This is a genomic window from Streptomyces sp. CB01635 (assembly GCF_002803065.1).
Lineage (GTDB): Bacteria > Actinomycetota > Actinomycetes > Streptomycetales > Streptomycetaceae > Streptomyces.
The window spans coordinates 1-21,197 of sequence record NZ_NNBL01000042.1 but is presented as its reverse complement, the minus strand read 5'-3'; the positions used below and the strand labels follow the sequence as shown (position 1 = coordinate 21,197).

Below are 21,197 nucleotides of genomic sequence, written 5' to 3'. Positions count from 1 at the left end.
CTCCTACTCGGGGATGCGGGCGGTGATGCGGAGGTGGGACAGGACCCACGCGTCGAAGCGCGCGGGCTGTTCCTGGTTGGCCAGGTGACCGGCGTCCTTGACGATCACGTAGGCGGTCTTGTGGAGGGCGCCGGCGAGGACCTGAGAGGCCTCGACGCCGGTGACCCGGTCCTGGTCGCCGCACAGGACGAGGGTGGGCGCGGCGATCTCGGGCAGTTCGGGCCGCAGGTCGGCCGAGGCCATGGACTCGGCGGCGTAGGCGTAGCCGGGCAGCCGCACGGACGAGGCCATGGTGTCGACGACGCGCTGTACGAGTTCCTCGGGCGCCCCGCCGGACACGAGCCGCGGCCCGCGCTTCTCGGCGAAGGCGCGCGGTCCGAGCTCGGCCAGCTCGGCGGCCCGCGCCCGCATGCCCTCGGCCTTGGCGGGGTCGGTGCCGGAGCCCGCGCTGGAGTCGGCGACGACGAGGGACTCGACCAGATCCGGGTGGCGGGCCGCGAGCCGCAGCGCGATCACCCCGCCCCAGGAGACACCGAGGACGTGCGCGCGTCCGCCGCGCTCCCGGATGACCTCGGCCGCCGCGTCCGCGAACCCGTCCAGGTCCAACGGCCCTTCGGGATCCGGCGACTTGGCGTAGCCGGGCGCGTCCCAGGCCACGACCCGCGCGTACGCGGACAGCTCGGCGAGCTGCGGGGCGAACGCCGCCGACGAGGAGCCGATGCCGTGCAGGCACAGCAGCAGGGGGCCGTGGTCGCCCGCCTCCTCGACATGGACGGTGCTCACAGGATCTGGCCCGTCCGCCCGGCCAGCGCCGCCAGGCTGCGCAGCACCGCGTACGGCACGACCTGGCTGGTCGCGGGGTTGCCCGGGTCCGGCAGGTGCGCGACGTCGAAGCGGTACGCGCCGTGGGCTCCGGACGCCTCGACGACGTGCCGCGTGTGGCGGGCGCCGGGGTCGGCGACGACCCGGACCCGCACAGCGTCCAGGTCGCCGACGGCGAGGGCGACCGAGGCGGCCACGTTCGTCGACTTGGGGAACTTCACGGGGATGTCGCGCGCCGTGCCGGACATGACCTCGACGGGCCCGGTCGCCGTCCGCAGCCTGGACAGCAACTCCTCGTCCATCCAGGGCTGTTCGAGGGTGGACGGCAGCTTGGTGGTGGTGAGCCGCACCTCGTCGAGGGGGCCGAGGGAGCGCACCGCCTGGAGAAGGTCGAGGCCGCCGACCGCGCCGCCGGTGAAGTAGACCCGGCCGGGGCCCGCCGCGAGCAGCCGCTTGGACAGCTCGTCGTCGGTCAGCGCCCCGGTCGACGCGACGAGCAGATCGGTGCCGGAGGCGAGGACCCGCTCACCCCACTCCCGTACGACACCCTGCCCGGCCGCCTCGACGATGAGGTCGCAGCACTCCAGGGCCTCGTCGAAGGTCCGCTGGGGCGCGGGCGCCGTGTCGCCGAGGGGGCGGTTGTCGATGATGCACGTCAACTCGGCGCCGGGGACCTTTTGTTCGGCGAGTGCGGTGCCGACGACGCGACCGATCGCGCCCCAGCCGACGAGGCCGACCTTGCGTACCGTGCTCATGCGGGGACCTCCTGGGAAGTGGATGCGAGCGGACCGGGGTCGGGCGACCCCGCCATGTGACAGCGGATCTCCTTCGACGGCGGGCCCGCCGTGCCCCACAGGTCGGACAGCTCGGGCACGCGCCGCCACACCCGCGCGATCCAGGCGTCCTCGACGATCTGCGCGACCTCGGACGTGTACTCGCACACGAGGCCGGACGGGTCGGTGAAGTAGGAGAAGGTGTTGTTGCCGGGGCCGTGGCGGCCCGGGCCCCACTGCGGGTCGATGCCGTGGTGCTTGAGCCGGCCGAGCCCCCGCATGAAGTGGTCGACCGAACTCATCTCGTACGCCACGTGGTTGAGGGAAGCCCACTCGGCCTGGTTGAACGCGATGCAGTGGTGGTCGGCGTTGCAGCGCAGGAACGCCATCTGGTGCTCGGACCAGTCGGAGACGCGCAGGCCGAGGACGTCGCAGTAGAACGCGACGGAGGCGTCGATGTCGGCGGTGTTCAGGACGGCGTGTGTGACGCCGACGGGGACGGCGGCGTCCCTGCCGCGCGGCGCGACCGCCTCGACCTGCGCGCTGATCTCCACGAGTCGCCGCTCGGGGTCGGTGAAGCGCAGGCCGTAGCCGCCGCCCACCTGGTCGAGCGGTCCGGGGCCGAAGACCGGGGTGATCCCGCGGGCCTCCAGACGCCGGGCCGCCTCGTCGACCTCGGCGGGCGTGGCGACGGCGAACGCGAGCCGGCCGAGCCCCGTGCGGTCCGCGCGGGTGAGGTGCAGGACGTGGTGCTCCTCGCCGGTGCCGCGCAGCCAGGCCGCCGCGCCGCGCTCCGCCTCGACGGTCCGCAGGCCCCAGACCTCCTCGTAGAAGTCGGCGGCCTCGGTGAACGCGGGGGTGAGCAGCTCGACGTAGCGCAGGGAGCGCAGGCGGGCGACGGGTCCTGGCGATGGGTGGGGCATGAGTGTCTCCAGACGACGGGGCGGTCAGTTGGCCCAGGGCAGGGGCGCGTCCGAAGTGCCCCAGTACAGGGACTTCTGGCGCTGGTAGGCGCGGATGGCGTCGCGGCCCTTCTCCGTACCGAGACCGCTGTCCTTCATCCCGCTGAACGGGGTGGACGCGCTGAACTGCTTGTACGTGTTGATCCAGACCGTCCCCGCCTCGATCCGGCGGGCCAGGCGCCACGCGGCCCGGTGGTCACGGGTCCAGATCCCGCAGGCGAGCCCGTAGACGGAGTCGTTGGCCTGGCGGACCAGGTCGTCCTCGTCGTCGTAGGGCAGGGCGACCAGGACGGGTCCGAAGATCTCCTCCTGGCAGGTCCGTGAGGTGTTGGGGAGCCCGTCGAGGACGGTGGGCAGGTAGTACGCGCCGTCCCGGTACGTGTCGCCCTCGGGCGCCCGGCCGCCGCACAGCACCCGGGCGCCCTCGGAGCGGGCCAGATCGACATAGGCGGCGACGGAGTCCCGGTGCCGGTGGTGGACCAGCGGTCCGACCTGGGTGCCGGGGTCCGTGCCGGGACCGACGCGCAACTTGCTCACCCGCTCGACGAGTTCGCCGACGAAGCTGTCGTAGATCTCGCGTGCGACGAAGAGCCGCGATCCGGCGATGCACGACTGGCCGCTGGACGAGAAGATCCCGAACATCACGCCCGCCAGTGCCTGCTCGACGTCCGCGTCCGCGCGCACGATCGTCGGCGACTTGCCGCCGAGTTCGAGGGAGGCGGGGATCAGCTTCGAGGCCGCCACCGCCGCGATGGACCGGCCGGTCTCCGTGCCGCCGGTGAAACCGATCCTGGTCACCAGGGGGTGGTGCACGATCGCGTCCCCGACGACCCGGCCGCTGCCGGGCAGGACCGACAGCAGCGCGGTGGGCAGGCCGAGCTCTCCGAGTGCCTGGTGGATGAGGCGCCCGAGCGCGAGGGAGACCAGCGGGGTCCAGGCGGCGGGCTTCAGCAGGACGGCATTGCCGCCGGCGAGGGCGGGCGCGATCTTCTGCGCGTCGCTGGCGACCGGCGAGTTCCAGGGGTTGATCGCGCCGACGACACCGATCGGCTCGTACACACTCATCGTCACGTACGGGCCGCGGGACGGGGTGAGGGTCTCCTCGGCCGTCTCCAGGGCCGCCGCCATGTACCGGAAGGTGCCGGCCGCGCTGAGCGCGAGGGCCTTCGTCTCGGTGAGGGTCTTGCCGGTGTCGGCGGTCTGGAGGGCCGAGAGCTCGCCGGCGGCCTCCTCGGTCAACTCCGCGATCCGGTAGAGGAGCCGGGCCCGCTGGTGGGGGAGGAGATCGCGCCAGGCCGGGTCGGCCACGGCGAGCGCGGCGGCCCGAGCGGCTTCGTCGACCTCGTCCGCGGACGCGGAGTGGACGGTGGCGAGCACCTCTCCGGTGGCCGGGTCGACGGTCTCGACCGGTTCGCCCGCGCCGCGTCGCCACTGGCCCGCGATCAGGATGTCGGTGGGGTGGTGAGGCACGGGCGGGACCTCCAGGCGGTCTACGGCCAACGGGTGCGGGGGAGTTGGGCTCACCGAGGCGCTCACTCACGTTGGTTGCGCCTACCGGCTTGCTCAGTGCTAGAAATCTAAGCGCTTAAGTATTTTCCCGCAAGACCCTGCGGCGAAGTCGTCGCGCGAAGGTGTCCGAGGTGGGTTACGTGAGGGTGACGGTGAGGTCACTTCCGATGTATCTAAGTCATTAATCATTGACCCCTTAGATAAGTCCTCTTAGTGTCTGCGCAACTCCTCTGTTCGCGTTGTCGCGGAAGGACCCCCTCATGACGACTGTGGCCGGCAAGCCAGGCCTCGGCTCGATAGCAGCCCGACTCGAACGACTCCCGCAATCCCGCTGGCACGTGAAGGTCCGGTTCCTGATCGGCGCCGTGACGTTCTTCGAGGCGTTCGACCAGCTCCTTGCCGCGTCCGCGCTGCCCGTCCTGATCAAGGACTGGCACCTGAGCACGGGCCAGGCCACCTTCGCGGTCACCACGGGCTCCGTGGGCATGCTGCTGGGCGCCCTGGTCGCCGGGTGGCTGGGCGACCGGATCGGCCGGGTGCGGACCGTGGCCCTCGGCGTCGCCGTCACCGCGCTCGGGAGCCTCGCCGTGGCCTTCTCGAACGGCATCGAGCTCTTCTCGCTGTTCCGCTTCGTCCAGGGCCTCGGCATCGGCGGAGTCGTCCCCGTGGCGGCCACGTACATCAACGAGATCGCCCGCTCCGACAAACGCGGACGCTTCGTACTGATCTACGAGATGATCTTCCCGGCCGGTCTGGCCGCGGCCACCCTCGTCGCCGTGTGGGTGGTGCCGAACCTCGGCTGGCGCGCGATGTTCGTGATCGGCGCCCTGCCCGTCCTGCTCGCCGCCGCCCTGCCCAAGCACGTCGCCGAATCACCGCGGTGGCTGCTCTCCCAGGGCCGCACCGAGGAGGCCGAGCGGGCCATCGCACGAATCGAGGAGGAGGTCGCCGCCGCCACCGGGGAACCCCTGCCGCAACCGGCTGCGGACCGGGCGGAGGAGATCTCCCGGGGCCGCCTGCGCGAGCTGTTCACCGGCCGCTACCTGCGCCGCACGACCGTGGTCTCCGGGCTCTGGTTCGTCGCGTACTACGTCAACCACGGCATCTCCACCTGGCTGCCGTCGCTCTACACCAAGAACTTCGGGCTCGACCTGACCACCGCACTCGTCTACACGCTGCTCAGCAATGTGACGGGACTCCTCGGCACCCTCGTCGTCGCCCTCGTCATCGACCGTGTGGGCCGGCGCCCCGCCCTCGTGGCCGCGCTCGGCGGCACCACGTTCACCCTGGCGACGCTCGCCCTGGTCGGCGTGACATCGGGCAGCCAGGTCGCGATCTTCGCCTCCTGCACGACGTTCTTCGTGTACGCGATCAACGCGGGGCTCTACCTCTACTCGCCCGAGCTGTACCCGACGCGCAACCGCGCCAAGGGCGCCGCGTTCGGCGGCCTGTGGAACCGCCTCGGCGTCATCCTGGGCCCGATCACGGTCGGCGCGATCATCGGTGGGGGCGGCAGCCTGACCCTTGTCTTCGCCCAGCTCGCCGGGGTGGCCGCGGTGGGTGCGGTGATCGCGCTGTTCGCGGTGGAGACGAAGGGGAAGACGCTGGAGGAGCTCAACTCCTGAGGGAGGGACGGGTATTCGGCGTCGGTCTGTCGCGCGGGGGGTGCGAGGAGGCCGGCGCCGTTCGCGTGCCCGCCGTGCGGGCTCAGCCCTGTTCCGCCCTGCGGGCTCAGCCCTGTTCCGCCCTGCGGGCTCAGCCCTGTTCCGCCTTCATCGACCGTCCCAAGCCGTCCAGCAGCGCCGCGAGTTGCCGCTGTTCGCCCGGCACCAGCCCCGCGAGCAGCTCCCGTTCGTGTGCGCGGCGCTCCTCGGCCACCCGGCCGACCAGGTCGGCCCCGGCCGGGGTGAGGCGCAGATGGACGATGCGGCGGTCCTGGCCGTCACGTTCGCGTTCGATGAGGCCGGCCTCCACGAGGCGGTCGGCCTGCTGGGTGACACCGCCCGCGCTGACCGCGCCGGCCGCGGCGATCTCGCCCATCGTGCGCTGGTACGGCGCGCTCGTCGCGTGCAGCGCGGACAGTACTTCGAAGGCGGCCAGGCTGATGCCGTGCCGCTTCACGACGCGGCCGATCAAGGTTCGGTAGTGGGCCGTGCAGGCGTTGAGCGCGGCGAACACGGCGGGGCCGGACGCGCCGGGGGCCTCGCGCACCAGCGGGCGGGGGGCTGCCGCGGGATCCGGCTCCGGGGCCCGCCGCTCCGGGACCCGCCCGGTCAGCGCCGCTGTCAGGACGTCCGCGAGGACGGGCTCCAGGGTGCCCGTCGGCACCGACGTGGCCGGTTCGTGGGCGAACAGATAGCGCTCCATGATCACGCCGAAGAGGATGCTGCGGATCATGGCGATCCGTGCGTCCGCCGCGTCGCAGTCGCCGAGCAGCCGACGCAGGGGCTCGCTCACCTGCCGGTCGAGGATCGTGGACAGCAGCTCGGCGCTGGGGGGATGGCTGAGCCCCGAGCGGATCAGCGCCGGCCAGGGGTCGTGCGCGGGGAGCCGGTCCCAGCGGTCGAGATAGTCGTGGGCGAGTGCGCGCGGCAGCTCCTCCCGGCCGACCGAGGGGTCGTCGAGCACGCCCTCGGTGACCCCGGTCCCGCCGCCGACCACCTCGCGGAACAGTCCGTCCTTCGAGCCGAAGTACGCCATGACCAGGCCGGGGGTGACGCCGGCCTCAGCGGCGATGGCCCGGATGCCGACCCCCTTGTAGCCCTGGGCCGCGAAAAGCCGACGCGCCGCCTCCAGCACGGCGCTGCGCCGCCCCTCGGGGTCGTGGGAGCGGCCGCGTCGGGGCTCGGGGGCGGTCCGGTCCGGGGTGCTGTGCTCTGCGTCCACGTGCCTCAGATTAAACGAGTGTTCAGAATGGGGGGTTCGGGCCGGTCGTGGCGGGCGACCGCCCGGGCCGTCGCCGTCGCCCGCCACTGCCGATGTGCCGGTCCGGAGCACCCTCGCGGGGCACGACCGGAACGGCCGTTCAAAAACGCCCGTTCAAAAACGGCTCACGACGCGTGCACCGGCCCCGCGAGGCCGCTCAGCGCCCGCCCGCTGCCGCCCCGCCGCACCGCGATGAGCTCCGCCGCGATGGACACGGCCGTCTCCTCCGGCCCGCGCCCGCCGAGATCGAGGCCGATCGGAGAGCGCAGTCGAGCGAGTTCGGCCTCGCCGAGTCCGGCGGCCCGCAGCCGTGCCAGCCGGTCCTCGTGGGTGCGCCGGCTGCCCATGGCGCCCACGTACCCGGCCCGACTGCGCAGCGCCAGTTCGAGGACGGGCACGTCGAACCGGGCGTCATGGGTCAGCACGCACACGGCGGTGGCCGCGTCCACCTGGTCCTCGTGGGCCGCGAACCAGCGGTCCGGCCAGTCCACGACGACCTCGTGCGCGTCGGGGAAGCGGGCGGCCGTCGCGAAGGCCGGGCGGGCGTCGCACACGGTCACCCGGTGTCCGAGCAACGCTCCGATCCGTACGAGGGGGCGCGCGAACTCGACCGCCCCGCACACCAGGAGGTGCGGCGGCACCCCGAAGGCCTGCACGAACAGTTCCCGCTCGGGCGCGCACGACGGGTCCGAGCCCGGCTCGCCGACGCGTATGAGGCCGCTCGTGCCGCGGGCGAGCAGCGCTTCGGCCGCCTGGGCCGCAGCCCGGTCGAGCCGTGCGTCGCCCAGTGTCCCGCTCACCCCGGACGCACCGGCGGCGAGGCTTCCCGGCCCGCCCTCCGCCGGCGTCACCAGCGCCACCGGGACATGGGCCGCGAGGTCGGCGGCCACCCGGGCGAGCGGTGCGTCGCCGGTGACCTCGCGTATCAGCACCTCTATGGTTCCGCCGCAGGTCAGACCCGCCGAGAAGGCGTCGTCATCGCTGACCCCGTACGTCTCGCGGGCGGGCCCCGCACCGGCGAGGACGTCCTCCGCGACCGCGCACACCGCGGCCTCCACGCAGCCGCCGGAGACGCTGCCGACGACGCGGCCGTCCTCGGCGACCAGCATCGACGTGCCCGCGGCGTGCGGGGCGGAGCCCCAGGTGTGGACGACCGTCGCCATCGCGAAGCGGGTCGTGGAGGCCTGCCACGCGGCTGCCTGGTCGATCACGTGTCGCATGTCGCTCACCTCGAGCACATCGAATCGGCTGCACCCTCTTGCCAAGAAGAAACTTTAGTGTAAATCATTTTAGGCATTAGATAGATGCGTCGACCCGAGAGGCCTGGTGGAAGCCGGTTGAAACCGACACCCTTTGACTACAGCGCTCCAGGCAGCGTCGCCGAGGTGCTCGCCCTCCTCGCCGACGAGGAGCGGGAGGCCAAGGTCCTGGCCGGCGGCCAGTCCCTGATCCCCATGCTCAGCATGCGCCTCGCCCGCCCGGGACTGCTCGTCGACATCACGCGGGTCCCCGGCCTCGACCGCCTCTACGTCGACGCGTCGGGCGCCCTGCACATCGGCGCCGCCGTCCGCCAGACCCGGGCCGCGGACGACCCCGCGGTGCACGACGGGTGGCCCCTGCTCGCGGCGGCGATCCGGCGCATCGGGCACCCGCAGATCCGCCACCGCGGCACGGTCTGCGGCAGCCTCGCGCACCACGACCCCGCCGCCGAACTGCCGACCGCAGCGCTCGCCCTCGACGCCCGCTTCGTGATCGCCGGGCCCGGCGGCACTCGTACCGTCGGCGCCGCCGACTTCTTCGTGGCCACTTTCCAGACCGCCGTGGCACCGGACGAGCTCCTCACCGAGGTCGTCCTGCCGCCGCGGGCCGGTGACGGCTGGGCCTTCGAGGAACTCGCCCGCAGGCATGGCGACTTCGCCACCGTCGGCGTCGCGGTCACCCTGCGACGGGCGCCGGACCGGCGCACGGTCGCAGCCGCCCGCGCGGTCTTCTGCGGCGCGGGCCCCGTCCCCGTCCGCCTGCCCGCCGTCGAGGAGGCGCTGACCGGGACCGACGCGGGAGCGGCGGCCCTCGACGCGGCCGCGTCCGCCGCGCTCGCCGGGCTCACGCCCGCCGACGACGTCCACGCCACGGCCGCCTACCGCCGCGAGGCCGCCGCCCATCTCCTCGTCCGTGCCTGCACCCTCGCCTGGGAGCGCTGCTCATGACCACCGACCTCGCCACCCCCGACCCGGCGCCGGCCACCCACGCCGCCCCGCCGCCGCTCGCCGAACCCTCCGGCTGGCACGAGATCCGCCTCACCGTCAACGGCGCGCCCGTGACCGGCCAGGTGGAGTCCCGGCTGCTGCTCAGCGACTTCCTGCGGGACCGGTTGCGCCTCACCGGCACCCACGTCGGCTGCGAGCACGGCGTCTGCGGCGCCTGCACCGTCCTCGTCGACGGGGAGCCGGCCCGCTCCTGCCTGACCCTGGCGGTGCAGTGCGCGGGCGCCGAGCTGCGCACGGTCGAGGGCCTCGCCCCCGGTGACGCCCCGCTCACCCCCGTACAGCGGGCGTTCCACGAGTGCCACGGGATGCAGTGCGGCTTCTGCACCCCGGGATTCGTGATGACGGCGACCGCGCTGACCGAACAGCCCGAGCGGCCCGACGCGGCTGATGTAGCCGACGCTCTCAGCGGACACCTGTGCCGCTGCACGGGGTACCGCAACATCCGCCGTGCCGTGTGCCAGGCGCTGGACGAGCGCTTCGCCGGCGGCCCCGCCGGGCGGGGGGAGTGACCCGTATGTCCCACGGACCCCAGCAGCCCACGCCGGACGGCGGCCCCTGGACCGGCCGCCCCGTTCCGCGCGTCGAGGACGACCGCCTCCTGCGGGGCAACGGCCGCTACGTCGACGACGTCGCCCTGCCCGGCGCCGCCGAGGCCGCCTTCCTGCGCAGCCCGCACGCCCACGCCCGCATCCGGTCGGTCGACGTCACCGCCGCGCTCGCCGCCCCCGGGGTCGTCGCCGTCTGGACCGGCGCCGACGTCGCCCACCTGCCCGCCATGCTCAACAGGGAGGAGCTGCGCACGCCACCCGGCCTCGCCGAACTCCTCGACCCGTACGTCGCGATCACCCCGATGCCGCTCCTCGCCACGGACAGGGTCCTCTACGTCGGCCAGCCCGTCGCGGTCGTCCTGGCCGAGAACCGCTACCTCGCCGAGGACGCCCTCGAACTCGTCGAGGTCCGCTACGCGCCCCTGCCCGTCCTCGTCGACCCCGACCAGGCGCTGACCGACGGCGCGCCGCTGCTCCACGACGAGCTGCGCGACAACACCGCCGTCGCCGTGGCCACCAAGGTGGGCGACCCCGACGCGGCGTTCGCGTCGGCCCACACCGTCGTCAGTGAGGAGTTCCGGGCCCACCGCTATGTCGCCTCGCCCATCGAGACCCGCGCGGTCTCGGCCCAGGTCGACCCGTACAGCGGCGAGCTGACCGTCTGGTCCAACACCCAGACCCCGCACCGGGTGCGGGAGGCCACGGCGCACACGCTCGGCCTCGACGCGGAACGCGTCCGCGTCATCGCCACCGATGTCGGCGGCGGCTTCGGACAGAAGGGCATCCTCTACGTCGAGGAGATGCTCGTCCCGTACGCGGCCCGTGTCCTGGGCCGCCCCGTGCTCTGGCGCGAGGACCGCAACGAGAACCTGACGGCCTCCTCGCACGCCCGAGAGCAGATCCACCGCATCGAACTGGCCGCGGACGCGCAGGGCCACCTCCTCGCCGTACGCGACCGCATCACCGTCAACTTCGGCGCGTACAACATGACCGGCCTGGTCGTGCCCTACAACTCGGTGTGCCACCTCCTGGGGCCCTACCGCGTCCCGCACGTGGACATCGACGTCGTCGGCGTCCTCACCAACACCACCTTCGCCACTCCCTACCGGGGAGCGGGCCGCCCCGAGACCGTCTTCGCGATGGAGCGTGCGATGGACCGCCTCGCCGCCGAACTCGGCCTCGAACCCGCCGAGTTGAGGGCCCGCAACCTCGTGGGTCCCGACGAGATGCCCTACGCGACCGGCCTTGTCGACCGCTCCGGGAAGCCGCAGTCGTACGACTCCGGGGACTTCCCCGAGCTGCTGAGGCGCGCCGTGGCCAAGGTCGATGTCGAAGGGGTGCGCGCCCGGCAGCGCGAGGGCGCCCGCGACGGCAGGCTCGTCGGGGTCGGCTTCGCGATGTACATCGAGGCGACGGGACTCGGCCCGTTCGAGACCGCCCGCATCGACATCGCGCCCAGTGGCCGGGTCAAGCTGGCGATCGGCGCGCCTTCCCAGGGGCAGGGACATCGCACGTCCATGGCGCAGATCGCCGCCGACGCGATCGGGGTGCCCTTCGACGTCGTCGACGTGGTGGGCGGGGACACCTCCGCCACGCCGTTCGGTGTCGGCACCATCGCCAGCCGGGCCCTCGTCAACGCGGGCAACGCCACGCACCGGGCCGGCCGTCTCGTCCGCGAGAAGATCATCGAGGCCGCGGCCCGCCGGCTCGGTGTCCCCGCCGACGGCCTCGACCTGCGCGAGGGCGTCATCACGTCCAGGACCGTCGAGGAGCTGGCCCTCACCCTGGCCGAACTCGCCGGCCGGGCCCCCCTCCCCGGCACCCCCGAGCCCACCGACGGCCGGCACGGCACCGAGCTCAGCGAGACCGTGCACTTCCGCCCGCCCGGCTTCGCCGTCTCGAGCGGCGCGCACGCCGTCGTCGTCGAGGTCGACGAACACACCGGCGAGACCGAGATCCTGCACTACGTGGCCGTCCACGACGCGGGCGTCATCGTCAACCCGATGATCGCCGAGGGCCAGGTCACCGGCGGTATCGCCCAGGGCATCGGCGGCGCGCTCTACGAGGAGATGGTCTACGGCCCCGACGGCCAGCCCCGTACCGGCACCTACATGGACTACCTGGTGCCGACCTCGTCCGAGATACCCGACCTCGACCTCGACGAGATCCACTCCCCGAGCCCGATGAACGACCTCGGCGTCAAGGGTCTCGGCGAGGGCGGCGCCATCGCCCCGCAGGCCGTCATCGCAAACGCCGTCGAGGACGCGCTGCGCCCCTTCGGCGTGGTGGTCCGGCGCGGCCCTCTCTCACCCAGCCGCGTACGCGACCTGCTCCGCGAGGCCGGCCGGCCCACGGCGGCCCGCTGACCCGGCGCCGCTCCACCCCGACGATTGGACACCCACCCATGCGACTCGACCACTCCTTCACCGTCCCGGCCGCGCCGGACGACGCGTGGAAACTCTTCCTCGACCTCGGCCGAGTGGCCCCCTGCATGCCGGGCGCCGTGCTCGACACCCTCGACGGCGACGCGTTCACCGGACGCGTCAAGGTGAAGGTCGGCGCCGTGCAGATGAGCTACCGCGGCGAGGGCACCGTGACCCGCGACGAGAGCGGCCGCTCGATGGTCCTCGACCTCAGCGGCAGCGAGACCCGGGGCGCGGGCACCGCGTCCGCCACCGTCACCGCGTCGCTCACCGCCGACCCGGCGGGCACCCGGGTCCGCGTCAGCACCGACCTCGACATCACCGGCCGCCCCGCCCAGTTCGGCCGCGGCATCATGACCGAGGTGGGCGACCGCATCGTGCGGCAATTCGCCGACCGCCTGGAGGAGTTGCTGAGGGAACCGGCCACCATGGAACCGGCGGCGGCGCTCTCGTCCCCGGCCCGCGAGCCCGAGGCGGTGGATCTGGGCGCGGCCGCGCTGCCCGTCCTCCTTCGGAAGGCCGCCGTCCCGGCCGTGGCCGTGCTCGTCACGATCGCCGTGATCCGCCTCTTCGCCCGACGCGCTTCCACCCCCCGATCCCTTCAGGGGTAGGATTTTCAGGGGCGTAGGACATCGCGTCCCGCCCGGGAGCGGCCGAGGGGACGGGGATGACTGAACGGAAGGCGGCACGGCGTGATGCCGTGGCGGAGGTCATCGAGGACTGGGCGCGTGAGCGGCCCGAGCTGGACACGACCCCACTGGAGGTACTCGCCCGGCTGCACCGCTCGTTCCTGCGGTACAACACCAAGCTCATCGCGTCGATAGAGCGGCACGGGCTCTCCGTCGCCGGATTCGACGTGCTGACCGCGCTGCGCCGCTCCGGCGAGCCGTACCGCCTGACCGCGGGGCAGCTCGCCGACCAGGGGCTCGTCTCGTCGGCCGGGGTCACGCTGCGCATAGACCGCCTGGAGAAGGACGGCCTGATCGTCCGGGAGCGCGACGCCGGCGACCGCAGGGTCGTCTACTCGCGGCTCACGGACGAAGGGCTCGCCAAGGTCGACGAGGTCTTCACCGAGCACCTCGACAACGAACGCCGGATGCTCGGCGAGCTCTCCCCGGCGGAGCGCCGCCAGCTCGCGCGGCTGCTGCGCAAGCTGGAGAACTCCATCCTCGCCTCGGACACCCCGGACGAAGCGGCTTCTTAGCGACGAAGCGGTTTCCCGGCGACGATGCGGTTTCCCGGAACGGGGGCGCTCACTCCCACAGGGAGCTGGGCGCCTCCTTCCTGATCACCGGCGCGATCTCCTCGGCGAACCACTGGAGCGTCTCGACCTGCTCGCCCGTCCCCTGCCCGAAGGTGTCGACGGTGACCGACTGGAGGTCGTGCCGGTACACCTCGTGACAGCCGAGGATCTTGTCGATGATCTGCTGCGGCGAACCGATCAGCTGGGGCCCGTCCGCGATCGCGTCCTCGATCGTGCGGAACGGCGTGTTGTACCCCGCCCTGCCCTCCAGGTGCGGCTTGAAGGACTGCGCGACCTTCGCCTCGTACAGCTCCTTGAAGCGCGCCACCGCCCGCTCGTGCGAGTCCGCGATGAGCAGGCCACCCGAGCCCGCCGCGACGTGCGCCCGCGCCGGATCGTGCCCGTACGCCTCGAAGCGCTCCCGGTAGTGGTCGATGAGCTTCGCGTAGGCCGCCCGCGGCTGGATGGCGTTGGCCGTGAACAGTGGATCGCCGTGCCGGGCCGCCAGCTCGGGGGAGTTGAGCGAGGTCGCCGAGCCGTGCCAGACGCGCGGTAGTCCGTCGTACGGGCGCGGCACCGTCGTCACGTTCTTCAGGGCGGGCCTGAACTCTCCTTCCCAGTCGACGCCTTCCTCGCTCCACAGCCGCCGAAGGAGCTCGTACTTCTCCCTCTGGAGGTCCCACTGCCGCTCCTCGTCGAGCCCGAAGAGGTCGAAGTGGCCGGCTTCGGCGCCCTTGCCGATGACCAGCTCGACGCGACCGCGGGAGAGTTGGTCCAAAGTCGCGTAGTCCTCGGCGACCCGCACCGGATCGAGGATCGCGACGACCGTCACGCCGGTCAGCAGCTTGATACGGGACGTACGGGCGGCCAGCGCACCGAGGATCACCGTCGGGCTCGACGAAAGGAACGCCCCCGCGTGCCGCTCGCCGACCGCGTACGCGTCGAAGCCGAACTCCTCCGCCGCGACACCGACGTCGACGACCTGCGTCAACCGGTCGGCGGCGGAGGGGAGTTCACCGGTGAGGGGGTGCGGCGCATGGCCGATGATCGACAGGACCTGGAACTTCATGCGTCCACTCTCGCGCCCGGGCATTGCGGGCGTATGTACACGGCATGGCAGTGCACCAGGACATGCGAGAGGGGCGGCACCCCCCGTGGGAGCCGCCCCTCAAGTCACGTGAATCCAGGGGTACTTACTTCTTGTCGAGCACGTCCTGGACCTTGGCGCGCACGTCGTCCGTGGCCAGGCCGCGGATCGTCAGCGTGGTGCGGCGCCGCAGCACGTCGTCCGCCGTCTCGGCCCACTCGTGGTCGCGGGCGTAGGCGACCTGCGCCCAGATCTCCGGGGCGTCCGGGTGGACCCGCCGGCCGAGCTCCGGGTTCTCGTTGGCCATCCGCGCGATGTCGAAGGCCAGCGAACCGTAGTGCGTGGCCAGGTGCTTGGCCGTGTCGGCCGCCATGCGCGGACCCGGGGCCGGGTTGTCGACCAGGAGGCGGTGCGCGACGGCGCGCGGGTTGGCGACACCCGGCAGCGGCATCCGCTTCGGCAGCTCCTTGACCGGCTCGAAGTCCTCGCCCAGCGGGTGGCCCGGCAGGGACTCCAGCTTCTTCATCACCGTGCGGCCGATGTGGCGGAACGTCGTCCACTTGCCACCGGCGACGGACAGCATGCCGCCGCGGCCCTCGGTGACGACCGTCTCGCGCTTGGCCTTCGACGTGTCGCCGGGCCCGCCGGGCAGCACGCGCAGACCCGCGAACGAGTACGTGATCAGATCCCGCTTCAGCTGCTGGTCCCGTACCGAGAAGGCCGCCTCGTCGAGTATCTGGTCGGTGTCCTTCTCGGTGACCGACACGTCGCGCGGGTCACCCTCGTACTCCTCGTCGGTCGTGCCGAGGAGCAGCATGTCCTCCCACGGCAGAGCGAACGTGATGCGGTACTTGTCGATCGGCGTCGCGAGCGCGGCCTTCCACGGGGAGGTGCGCTTGAGGACGAGGTGCGCTCCCTTGGAGAGGCGGATGGAGGGGGCCGCGTTCGGGTCCTCCATGGCGCGCAGGTGGTCGACCCAGGGGCCGGTCGCGTTCAGCACGAGCCGGGCGTTCACGCCGAACTCCTCGCCGTCGACGCGGTCCTTGAGGTCCGCGCCCGTGACCCGGCCCCGGGTGAAGCGCAGGCCCGTGACCTCGGCGTGGTTGAGGACCACGGCGCCGGAGTCGACGGCCGCGCGGACCGTCATCAGGGCCATGCGCGCGTCGTTCATCTGGTCGTCGCCGTACACGGCCACGGCCTTGAGGTTCTCCGTCCGCAGCTCGGGCACGTCCTGCTGTGCCTTCGCGGGGGAGAGCAGGTGCCCGACACCGTCACCGAACGCCGACAGGGCGCTGTACGCGAACACGCCCGCGCCCAGCTTCGCGGCGCCGTGCGGGCCGCCCTTGTAGACGGGCAGGTAGAAGGTGAGCGGGTTGGCGAGGTGCGGTGCCACCTGACGCGACACCGCACGCCGCTCGAAGTGGTTCTCCGCCACCAGCTTCACCGCGCCGGTCTGCAGGTAGCGCAGACCGCCGTGGAGGAGCTTGGAGGAGGCGGAGGAGGTGGCGCCGGCGAAGTCACCGGCGTCCACCAGGGCCACCCGCAGTCCCGACTGCGCGGCATGCCAGGCGGTGGAGATGCCCAGGATTCCGCCGCCGATCACCAGGAGGTCGTACTGCGCCTTGGAGAGCTGCTCCCGGGTCTCGGCGCGGCTCGCTGCCTTGAACGACGCAGTCGAGCCGACGGCCGGATGCGTCCCGAGGGCAGGGACGCTCTGCAGGGTGGTCATGTCTTACTCCTCGCCACTTTCGTCGAGCCAGCCCATGGAGCGTTCAACGGCCTTGAGCCAGCTCTTGTACTCACGGTCGCGCTTCTCCGCGGCCATGTTGGGGGTCCACTCGGCGGCCCTGCGCCAGTTGGCGCGCAGCTCGTCGGTCGAGGACCAGAAGCCGACGGCGAGACCGGCGGCGTAGGCGGCACCGAGGCAGGTGGTCTCGGCGACCATCGGGCGCACCACAGGGGCGTCCACGAAGTCCGAGAGCGTCTGCATCAGCAGGTTGTTGGAGGTCATGCCGCCGTCGACCTTGATCGCCGCGAGCTCGACGCCGGAGTCCTTCGTCATGGCGTCGGTGATCTCACGGGTCTGCCAGGCGGTGGCCTCGAGCACGGCGCGCGCGAGGTGCGCCTTGGTGACGTACCGGGTCAGGCCGGCGATCACACCGCGGGCGTCGGAGCGCCAGTACGGGGCGAACAGACCGGAGAAGGCCGGCACGAAGTACGCGCCGCCGTTGTCCTCGACCGACGACGCCAGCGTCTCGATCTCGGCGGCGGTGGAGATCAGGCCCATCTGGTCGCGCATCCACTGCACCAGCGAACCGGTGACGGCGATCGAGCCCTCCAGGGCATAGACCGCCTTCTGGTCGCCGATGCGGTAGCCGACGGTGGTCAGCAGGCCGTTGTACGAGTTGACGGGCTTGTCGCCGGTGTTCATCAGCAGGAAGGTGCCGGTGCCGTACGTCGACTTGGCCTCGCCCTCGGAGAAACAGGTCTGGCCGAACAGGGCCGCCTGCTGGTCGCCGAGCGCGGACGCGACGGGAATGCCGCCGAGGAGGTCGCCGAGACCGCCGCCGCTGACCTCGCCGTACACCTCGGCGGACGAGCGGATCTCCGGCAGCATGGCCAGCGGGACGCCGATGGACTCGGCGATCTTCGCGTCCCACTCCATGGTGTGGAGGTTCATCAGCATGGTGCGGGAGGCGTTGGTGACGTCGGTGACGTGCTTGCCGCCGTTGACACCGCCCGTCAGGTTCCAGATGACCCAGGAGTCCATCGTGCCGAAGAGGATGTCGCCGGCCTCGGCGCGCTCCTTGAGCCCCTCGACGTTGTCGAGCAGCCAGCGGGCCTTGGGACCCGCGAAGTAGGAGGCCAGCGGGAGGCCCGTCTCGCGGCGGAAGCGGTCCTGGCCCACATTGCGCCCGAGTTCCTTGCACAGGGCGTCGGTGCGGGTGTCCTGCCAGACGATGGCGTTGTGGACGGGCTCACCCGTGTTCTTGTCCCACAGCAGCGTCGTCTCGCGCTGGTTGGTGATGCCGATGGCCTTGATGTCGTCCCGGGTGATGCCCGCCTTCGTGACGGCCCCGGCGACGACCTCCTGGACGTTGGTCCAGATCTCGGTCGCGTTGTGCTCGACCCAGCCCGGCTTCGGGAAGATCTGCTCGTGCTCCTTCTGGTCGACGGAGACGATCCGGCCGTCCTTGTCGAACACGATGCAACGGCTGGAGGTGGTGCCCTGGTCGATCGCTGCGATGAACGGGCCCGCGGTGTGTGCGTCGGTCACGGTCTGCTCCTGGAAGTTCTCGGTGCGGCTCTGGCGGAGGGTGCGTAGCGGGGTCTGTCGCCTACTTGAAGGCGATGTTGTAGAGACCGCCCGCTATGGCGCCGCCGATGAGAGGGCCGGCGACCGGGATCCAGGCGTACGTCCAGTCGGAGCCGCCCTTGTTCGGCAGGGGCAGCAGGGAGTGCACGATGCGGGGTCCGAGGTCGCGGACCGGGTTGATCGCGTAGCCCGTGGGCCCGCCGAGGGAGAGGCCGATGCCGACCACGACGAACGCGGTGACCATGGCGCCGAGGACGCCCAGGCCGTTGCCTCCGTCATTGAGGCCCTGCGTGAGGATGGCCAGGACGAGCACGACCGTCGCGATGATCTCCGTGACGAGGTTCTGCGCCACGTTCCGGATCTCAGGACCGGTCGAGAAGATGCCGAGCACCGGGCCCGCCTTGGGCGAGACCTTCTCCTGGATCATGCCTTCCTCGGCCGGCGGGGCGGCGAGGATCTCCGGGTCGGTCAGATGCGCGTGGAACTGGCCGTAGTACGTCGCCCAGACCAGCAGGGCGCCGATCATCGCGCCGAGGAGCTGCGAGCCCAGGTAGAGCGGAACATCGCTCCACTTGGTGCCGCCCTCGATGGCGAGACCGATGGTGACCGCCGGGTTCAGGTGGGCGCCTGACACGCCCCCTGCCAGGTAGGCGCCGGTCAGTACGGCGAAGCCCCACCCGAAGGTGATCGCGAGCCAGCCGGCGTTGCGCGCCTTTGAGTTCTTCAGCGTGACGGCGGCGCACACGCCACCGCCCAGCAGGATGAGTACGGCGGTACCGATGGTCTCGCCGATGAAGATGTCGGAGCTGGACACCCGCGACTCCTTTGTCCTTCGTCCAGGGAAGCCGAACCCCGGGTCCCTCTCCGGTGGTTCGCGCCCTCAGGTGAGGGCGTTTTCGGCCCTGGCTTGCCACACTCTAACGCCTGTTGCCGGTAGGTGTTCGACAATGCCGACCGATGGACGCGAGTCTCACCCCGGGGTTACTTACTAGTCAATGGTTTCGGTTATCGAAGACTCGATCGTTATTGATCGGGTCGGGCTATCGGTTGCGTGTCTGGACTGCACGTCCGTCGATCGTGGCCCGTAAAGCTGCGGCCTGCACGTTGAAACGGCGAAGGCCCCGCCGGGAAGCGGGGCCCTGTGTTCGTCCGGAGGGCGCCGTCGAGGCGGCGCGGGCGCTCAGAAGCGGCTGGCGCCCAGGTCCCGGGAGACGGCGCGGGCGCAGTCCCGCACGGCGGCGACGAGCTCGGGGCGCAGGTCCCCGTCGACGCACACGCGCTCCACGGCGCCGGTGATGCCGACCGCACCGACCGGCATGCGCCGCCGGTCGTGGATCGGGGCCGCGACGGAGGCGACGCCCTCCCAGGTCTCCTCGACGTCGTCCGCGTAGCCGCGCGCGCGGGTCAGGTCGAGGAGCGTCTCGAACTCCACGATGTCGCTCACGGTCCGCCCGGTGAACGCCTTTCGGTCCACCTCGACCACCTCGCTGTGCGCCACCGGGTCGTACGCCGAGAGGACCTTGCCGAGCGCCGTGGAGTGCAGCGGCTGCATCGCCCCGACCTCCAGGACCTGACGGCTGTCGTCGGGCCGGAACACGTGGTGCACGATCAGTACGCCCTGCTGGTGCAGTACGCCGAGATAGACGCTCTCGCCGCTGGAGCGCGCCAGGTCGTCCGTCCACACCAGCGCGCGCGCCCGCAGCTCGTGCACGTCCAGATAGCTGTTGCCGAGGCGCAGCAGCTCCGCGCCCAGCTGGTAGCGGCCCGACGGGGCGTCCTGCTCGACGAAGCCCTCGTGCTGCAGCGTCCGCAGGATGCCGTGCGCCGTGCCCTTGGCCAGCCCCAGTGTGGAGGCGATGTCCGAGAGGCCGAGCCGGCGCTCACCGCCCGCAAGGAGCCGCAGCATGGCGGCTGCCCGCTCGAGTGACTGGATGTTCCGTGCCATCCCAGCCCTTCCTCCTCGATCCTCTCGCCGAGCAACGTTCGACAATGCTGAACACTATCGGTCGTTGCCGACCTCGTGCGAATACGCGAGGAGCCTATATTTCGCCCCGTTTGGCTCGACGCCCCGGTTCGGGTCACTCCTGTGCGCACCCGCACCCTGCGCCACATGGCGTTCCGTCCAGTGGACGCCTCCGCGGAGAAACCACCGGCCCGGCTACCCTGGCCGGGTGCGCCTCCTCCATGGGAGCCGCAAAGCCGACAGCCGTCGCACCTCAGGGAGCACTTTCATGGCCTCGTTGCCAACGCCCGTCCCGTCCACCGACCCCGCCGGCCGGACCCGAGCCGACGCCCTCCGCGAAGCCCTGGCCACCCGTGTGGTCGTGGCCGACGGTGCGATGGGCACGATGCTCCAGGCGCAGGACCCGACTCTCGAGGACTTCGAGAACCTCGAGGGCTGCAACGAGATCCTGAACGTCACCCGCCCCGACATCGTCCGCTTCGTCCACGAGGAGTACTTCGCGGTCGGCGTCGACTGCGTCGAGACGAACACGTTCGGCGCGAACCTCGCGGCCCTGGGGGAGTACGACATCCCCGAACGCGTCTTCGAGCTCTCCGAGGCCGGCGCGCGCATCGCCCGCGAGGTCGCCGACGAGTTCACGACGAGTACCGGGCAGCAGCGCTGGGTCCTCGGCTCGATGGGCCCCGGCACCAAGCTGCCCACCCTCGGCCACGCCGCGTACACCGCGCTGCGCGACGCCTACCAGCAGAACGCCGAGGGCATGATCGCCGGCGGCGCCGACGCGCTTCTCGTCGAGACCACGCAGGACCTGCTCCAGACCAAGGCCTCGATCATCGGCGCCCGCCGCGCCCTCGACGCCACCGGCGCGAACCTCCCGCTGATCTGCTCGGTCACGGTCGAGACCACCGGCACGATGCTCCTCGGCTCCGAGATCGGCGCGGCGCTGACCGCCCTGGAGCCCCTCGGCATCGACATGATCGGCCTGAACTGCGCCACCGGCCCGGCCGAGATGAGCGAGCACCTGCGCTACCTCGCCCGTCACTCCCGCATCCCGCTGTCCTGCATGCCCAACGCCGGCCTGCCCGTCCTCGGCAAGAACGGCGCGCACTACCCGCTGACCGCTCCCGAGCTGGCTGACGCCCAGGAGACGTTCGTCCGCGAGTACGGCCTGTCCCTGGTGGGCGGCTGTTGTGGTACCACGCCGGAGCACCTGCGCCAGGTCGTGGAGCGGGTCCGCGGTCTGACGCCCGCTGTTCGTGAGCCGCGTCCCGAGCCGGGTGCCGCCTCGCTGTACCAGACGGTCCCGTTCCGTCAGGACACCGCGTACATGGCGATCGGGGAGCGGACGAACGCGAACGG

Annotated in this window: 18 protein-coding genes; 7 read left to right on the top strand and 11 right to left on the bottom strand. The window is 71.8% G+C overall.

What is annotated here, in order from left to right; translation table 11 throughout:
• Nucleotides 1–3: 3 nt before the first annotated feature.
• Genes CG723_RS43255 through CG723_RS43240 form a run of 4 tightly spaced genes read right to left on the bottom strand, consistent with a single transcriptional unit; the run spans nt 4 to nt 4,027 of the window.
• Nucleotides 4–783 (bottom strand): alpha/beta fold hydrolase, encoded by a 780-nt coding sequence (locus tag CG723_RS43255; protein WP_100599052.1) that lies wholly within the window; start codon nt 781–783, stop codon nt 4–6.
• Nucleotides 780–1,577 carry an aspartate dehydrogenase domain-containing protein gene (locus tag CG723_RS43250; RefSeq protein ID WP_100599051.1) on the bottom strand — a complete coding sequence of 266 codons (798 nt, stop codon included), beginning with the start codon at nt 1,575–1,577 and terminating at the stop codon, nt 780–782. The genes CG723_RS43255 and CG723_RS43250 overlap by 4 nt, the downstream gene beginning before the upstream one ends.
• Nucleotides 1,574–2,518 (bottom strand): VOC family protein, encoded by a 945-nt coding sequence (locus tag CG723_RS43245; RefSeq protein ID WP_100599050.1) that lies wholly within the window; start codon nt 2,516–2,518, stop codon nt 1,574–1,576. Before CG723_RS43245 ends, CG723_RS43250 begins: the two co-directional genes overlap by 4 nt.
• A 24-nt stretch (nt 2,519–2,542) precedes the next feature.
• The gene (locus CG723_RS43240) at nt 2,543–4,027 is read right to left on the bottom strand and encodes an aldehyde dehydrogenase (protein ID WP_100599049.1); all 1,485 of its coding nucleotides are present in this window, start codon (nt 4,025–4,027) and stop codon (nt 2,543–2,545) included.
• Nucleotides 4,028–4,326: 299 nt separating this feature from the next.
• Between CG723_RS43240 and CG723_RS43235 the strand changes: the two genes are divergently transcribed.
• Nucleotides 4,327–5,691, top strand: a complete 1,365-nt coding sequence (locus CG723_RS43235) for an MFS transporter (protein WP_100599048.1) — start codon at nt 4,327–4,329, stop codon at nt 5,689–5,691.
• Nucleotides 5,692–5,821: 130 nt separating this feature from the next.
• Here the strand turns inward: CG723_RS43235 and CG723_RS43230 are convergent, their stop codons facing one another.
• Nucleotides 5,822–6,952, bottom strand: a complete 1,131-nt coding sequence (locus CG723_RS43230) for a TetR/AcrR family transcriptional regulator (RefSeq protein ID WP_159032686.1) — start codon at nt 6,950–6,952, stop codon at nt 5,822–5,824.
• 164 nt (nt 6,953–7,116) lie between these two features.
• The gene (locus tag CG723_RS43225) at nt 7,117–8,211 is read right to left on the bottom strand and encodes an XdhC family protein (protein WP_100599083.1); all 1,095 of its coding nucleotides are present in this window, start codon (nt 8,209–8,211) and stop codon (nt 7,117–7,119) included.
• A 117-nt stretch (nt 8,212–8,328) separates the two neighbouring features.
• On the opposite strand from CG723_RS43225, the gene CG723_RS43220 reads away from it, so the two are divergent.
• The 5 genes from CG723_RS43220 to CG723_RS43200 are packed head-to-tail and all read left to right on the top strand — an operon-like array spanning nt 8,329 to nt 13,433.
• Entirely contained in the window at nt 8,329–9,198 is an 870-nt protein-coding gene (locus tag CG723_RS43220; RefSeq protein ID WP_100599046.1) for an FAD binding domain-containing protein, read from the top strand.
• Nucleotides 9,195–9,767, top strand: a complete 573-nt coding sequence (locus tag CG723_RS43215) for a (2Fe-2S)-binding protein (protein WP_100599045.1) — start codon at nt 9,195–9,197, stop codon at nt 9,765–9,767. Before CG723_RS43220 ends, CG723_RS43215 begins: the two co-directional genes overlap by 4 nt.
• A gap of 5 nt (nt 9,768–9,772) precedes the next feature.
• The gene (locus CG723_RS43210; protein WP_100599044.1) at nt 9,773–12,172 is read left to right on the top strand and encodes a xanthine dehydrogenase family protein molybdopterin-binding subunit; all 2,400 of its coding nucleotides are present in this window, start codon (nt 9,773–9,775) and stop codon (nt 12,170–12,172) included.
• Nucleotides 12,173–12,210: 38 nt separating this feature from the next.
• Complete coding sequence (locus CG723_RS43205) at nt 12,211–12,840, top strand: SRPBCC family protein (RefSeq protein ID WP_100599043.1); 630 nt, start codon at nt 12,211–12,213, stop codon at nt 12,838–12,840.
• 56 nt (nt 12,841–12,896) lie between these two features.
• Nucleotides 12,897–13,433, top strand: coding sequence for a MarR family winged helix-turn-helix transcriptional regulator (locus CG723_RS43200; protein WP_100599042.1), 537 nt, complete (start codon nt 12,897–12,899; stop codon nt 13,431–13,433).
• 49 nt (nt 13,434–13,482) lie between these two features.
• On the opposite strand, the gene CG723_RS43195 is transcribed toward CG723_RS43200, so the two are convergent.
• The 5 genes from CG723_RS43195 to CG723_RS43175 all read right to left on the bottom strand — a co-directional run bounded on the left by CG723_RS43195 (nt 13,483) and on the right by CG723_RS43175 (nt 19,820).
• A complete protein-coding gene (locus CG723_RS43195) occupies nt 13,483–14,541 on the bottom strand; it encodes an LLM class flavin-dependent oxidoreductase (RefSeq protein ID WP_100599041.1) in 1,059 nt (352 codons plus the stop codon).
• A 124-nt stretch (nt 14,542–14,665) separates the two neighbouring features.
• Nucleotides 14,666–16,288 (bottom strand): glycerol-3-phosphate dehydrogenase/oxidase, encoded by a 1,623-nt coding sequence (locus CG723_RS43190; protein WP_100599040.1) that lies wholly within the window; start codon nt 16,286–16,288, stop codon nt 14,666–14,668.
• A 3-nt stretch (nt 16,289–16,291) separates the two neighbouring features.
• Nucleotides 16,292–17,836, bottom strand: a complete 1,545-nt coding sequence (gene glpK, locus CG723_RS43185) for a glycerol kinase GlpK (RefSeq protein WP_100599039.1) — start codon at nt 17,834–17,836, stop codon at nt 16,292–16,294.
• 61 nt (nt 17,837–17,897) lie between these two features.
• Complete coding sequence (locus CG723_RS43180) at nt 17,898–18,689, bottom strand: MIP/aquaporin family protein (protein WP_100599038.1); 792 nt, start codon at nt 18,687–18,689, stop codon at nt 17,898–17,900.
• Between the two features lie 366 nt (nt 18,690–19,055).
• Nucleotides 19,056–19,820, bottom strand: coding sequence for an IclR family transcriptional regulator (locus CG723_RS43175; protein WP_100599037.1), 765 nt, complete (start codon nt 19,818–19,820; stop codon nt 19,056–19,058).
• Between the two features lie 286 nt (nt 19,821–20,106).
• Here CG723_RS43175 and CG723_RS43170 point away from each other — a divergent pair.
• Nucleotides 20,107–21,197: homocysteine S-methyltransferase family protein (locus tag CG723_RS43170; RefSeq protein WP_199842114.1), on the top strand; the 1,091-nt coding region annotated here is incomplete at its 3' end.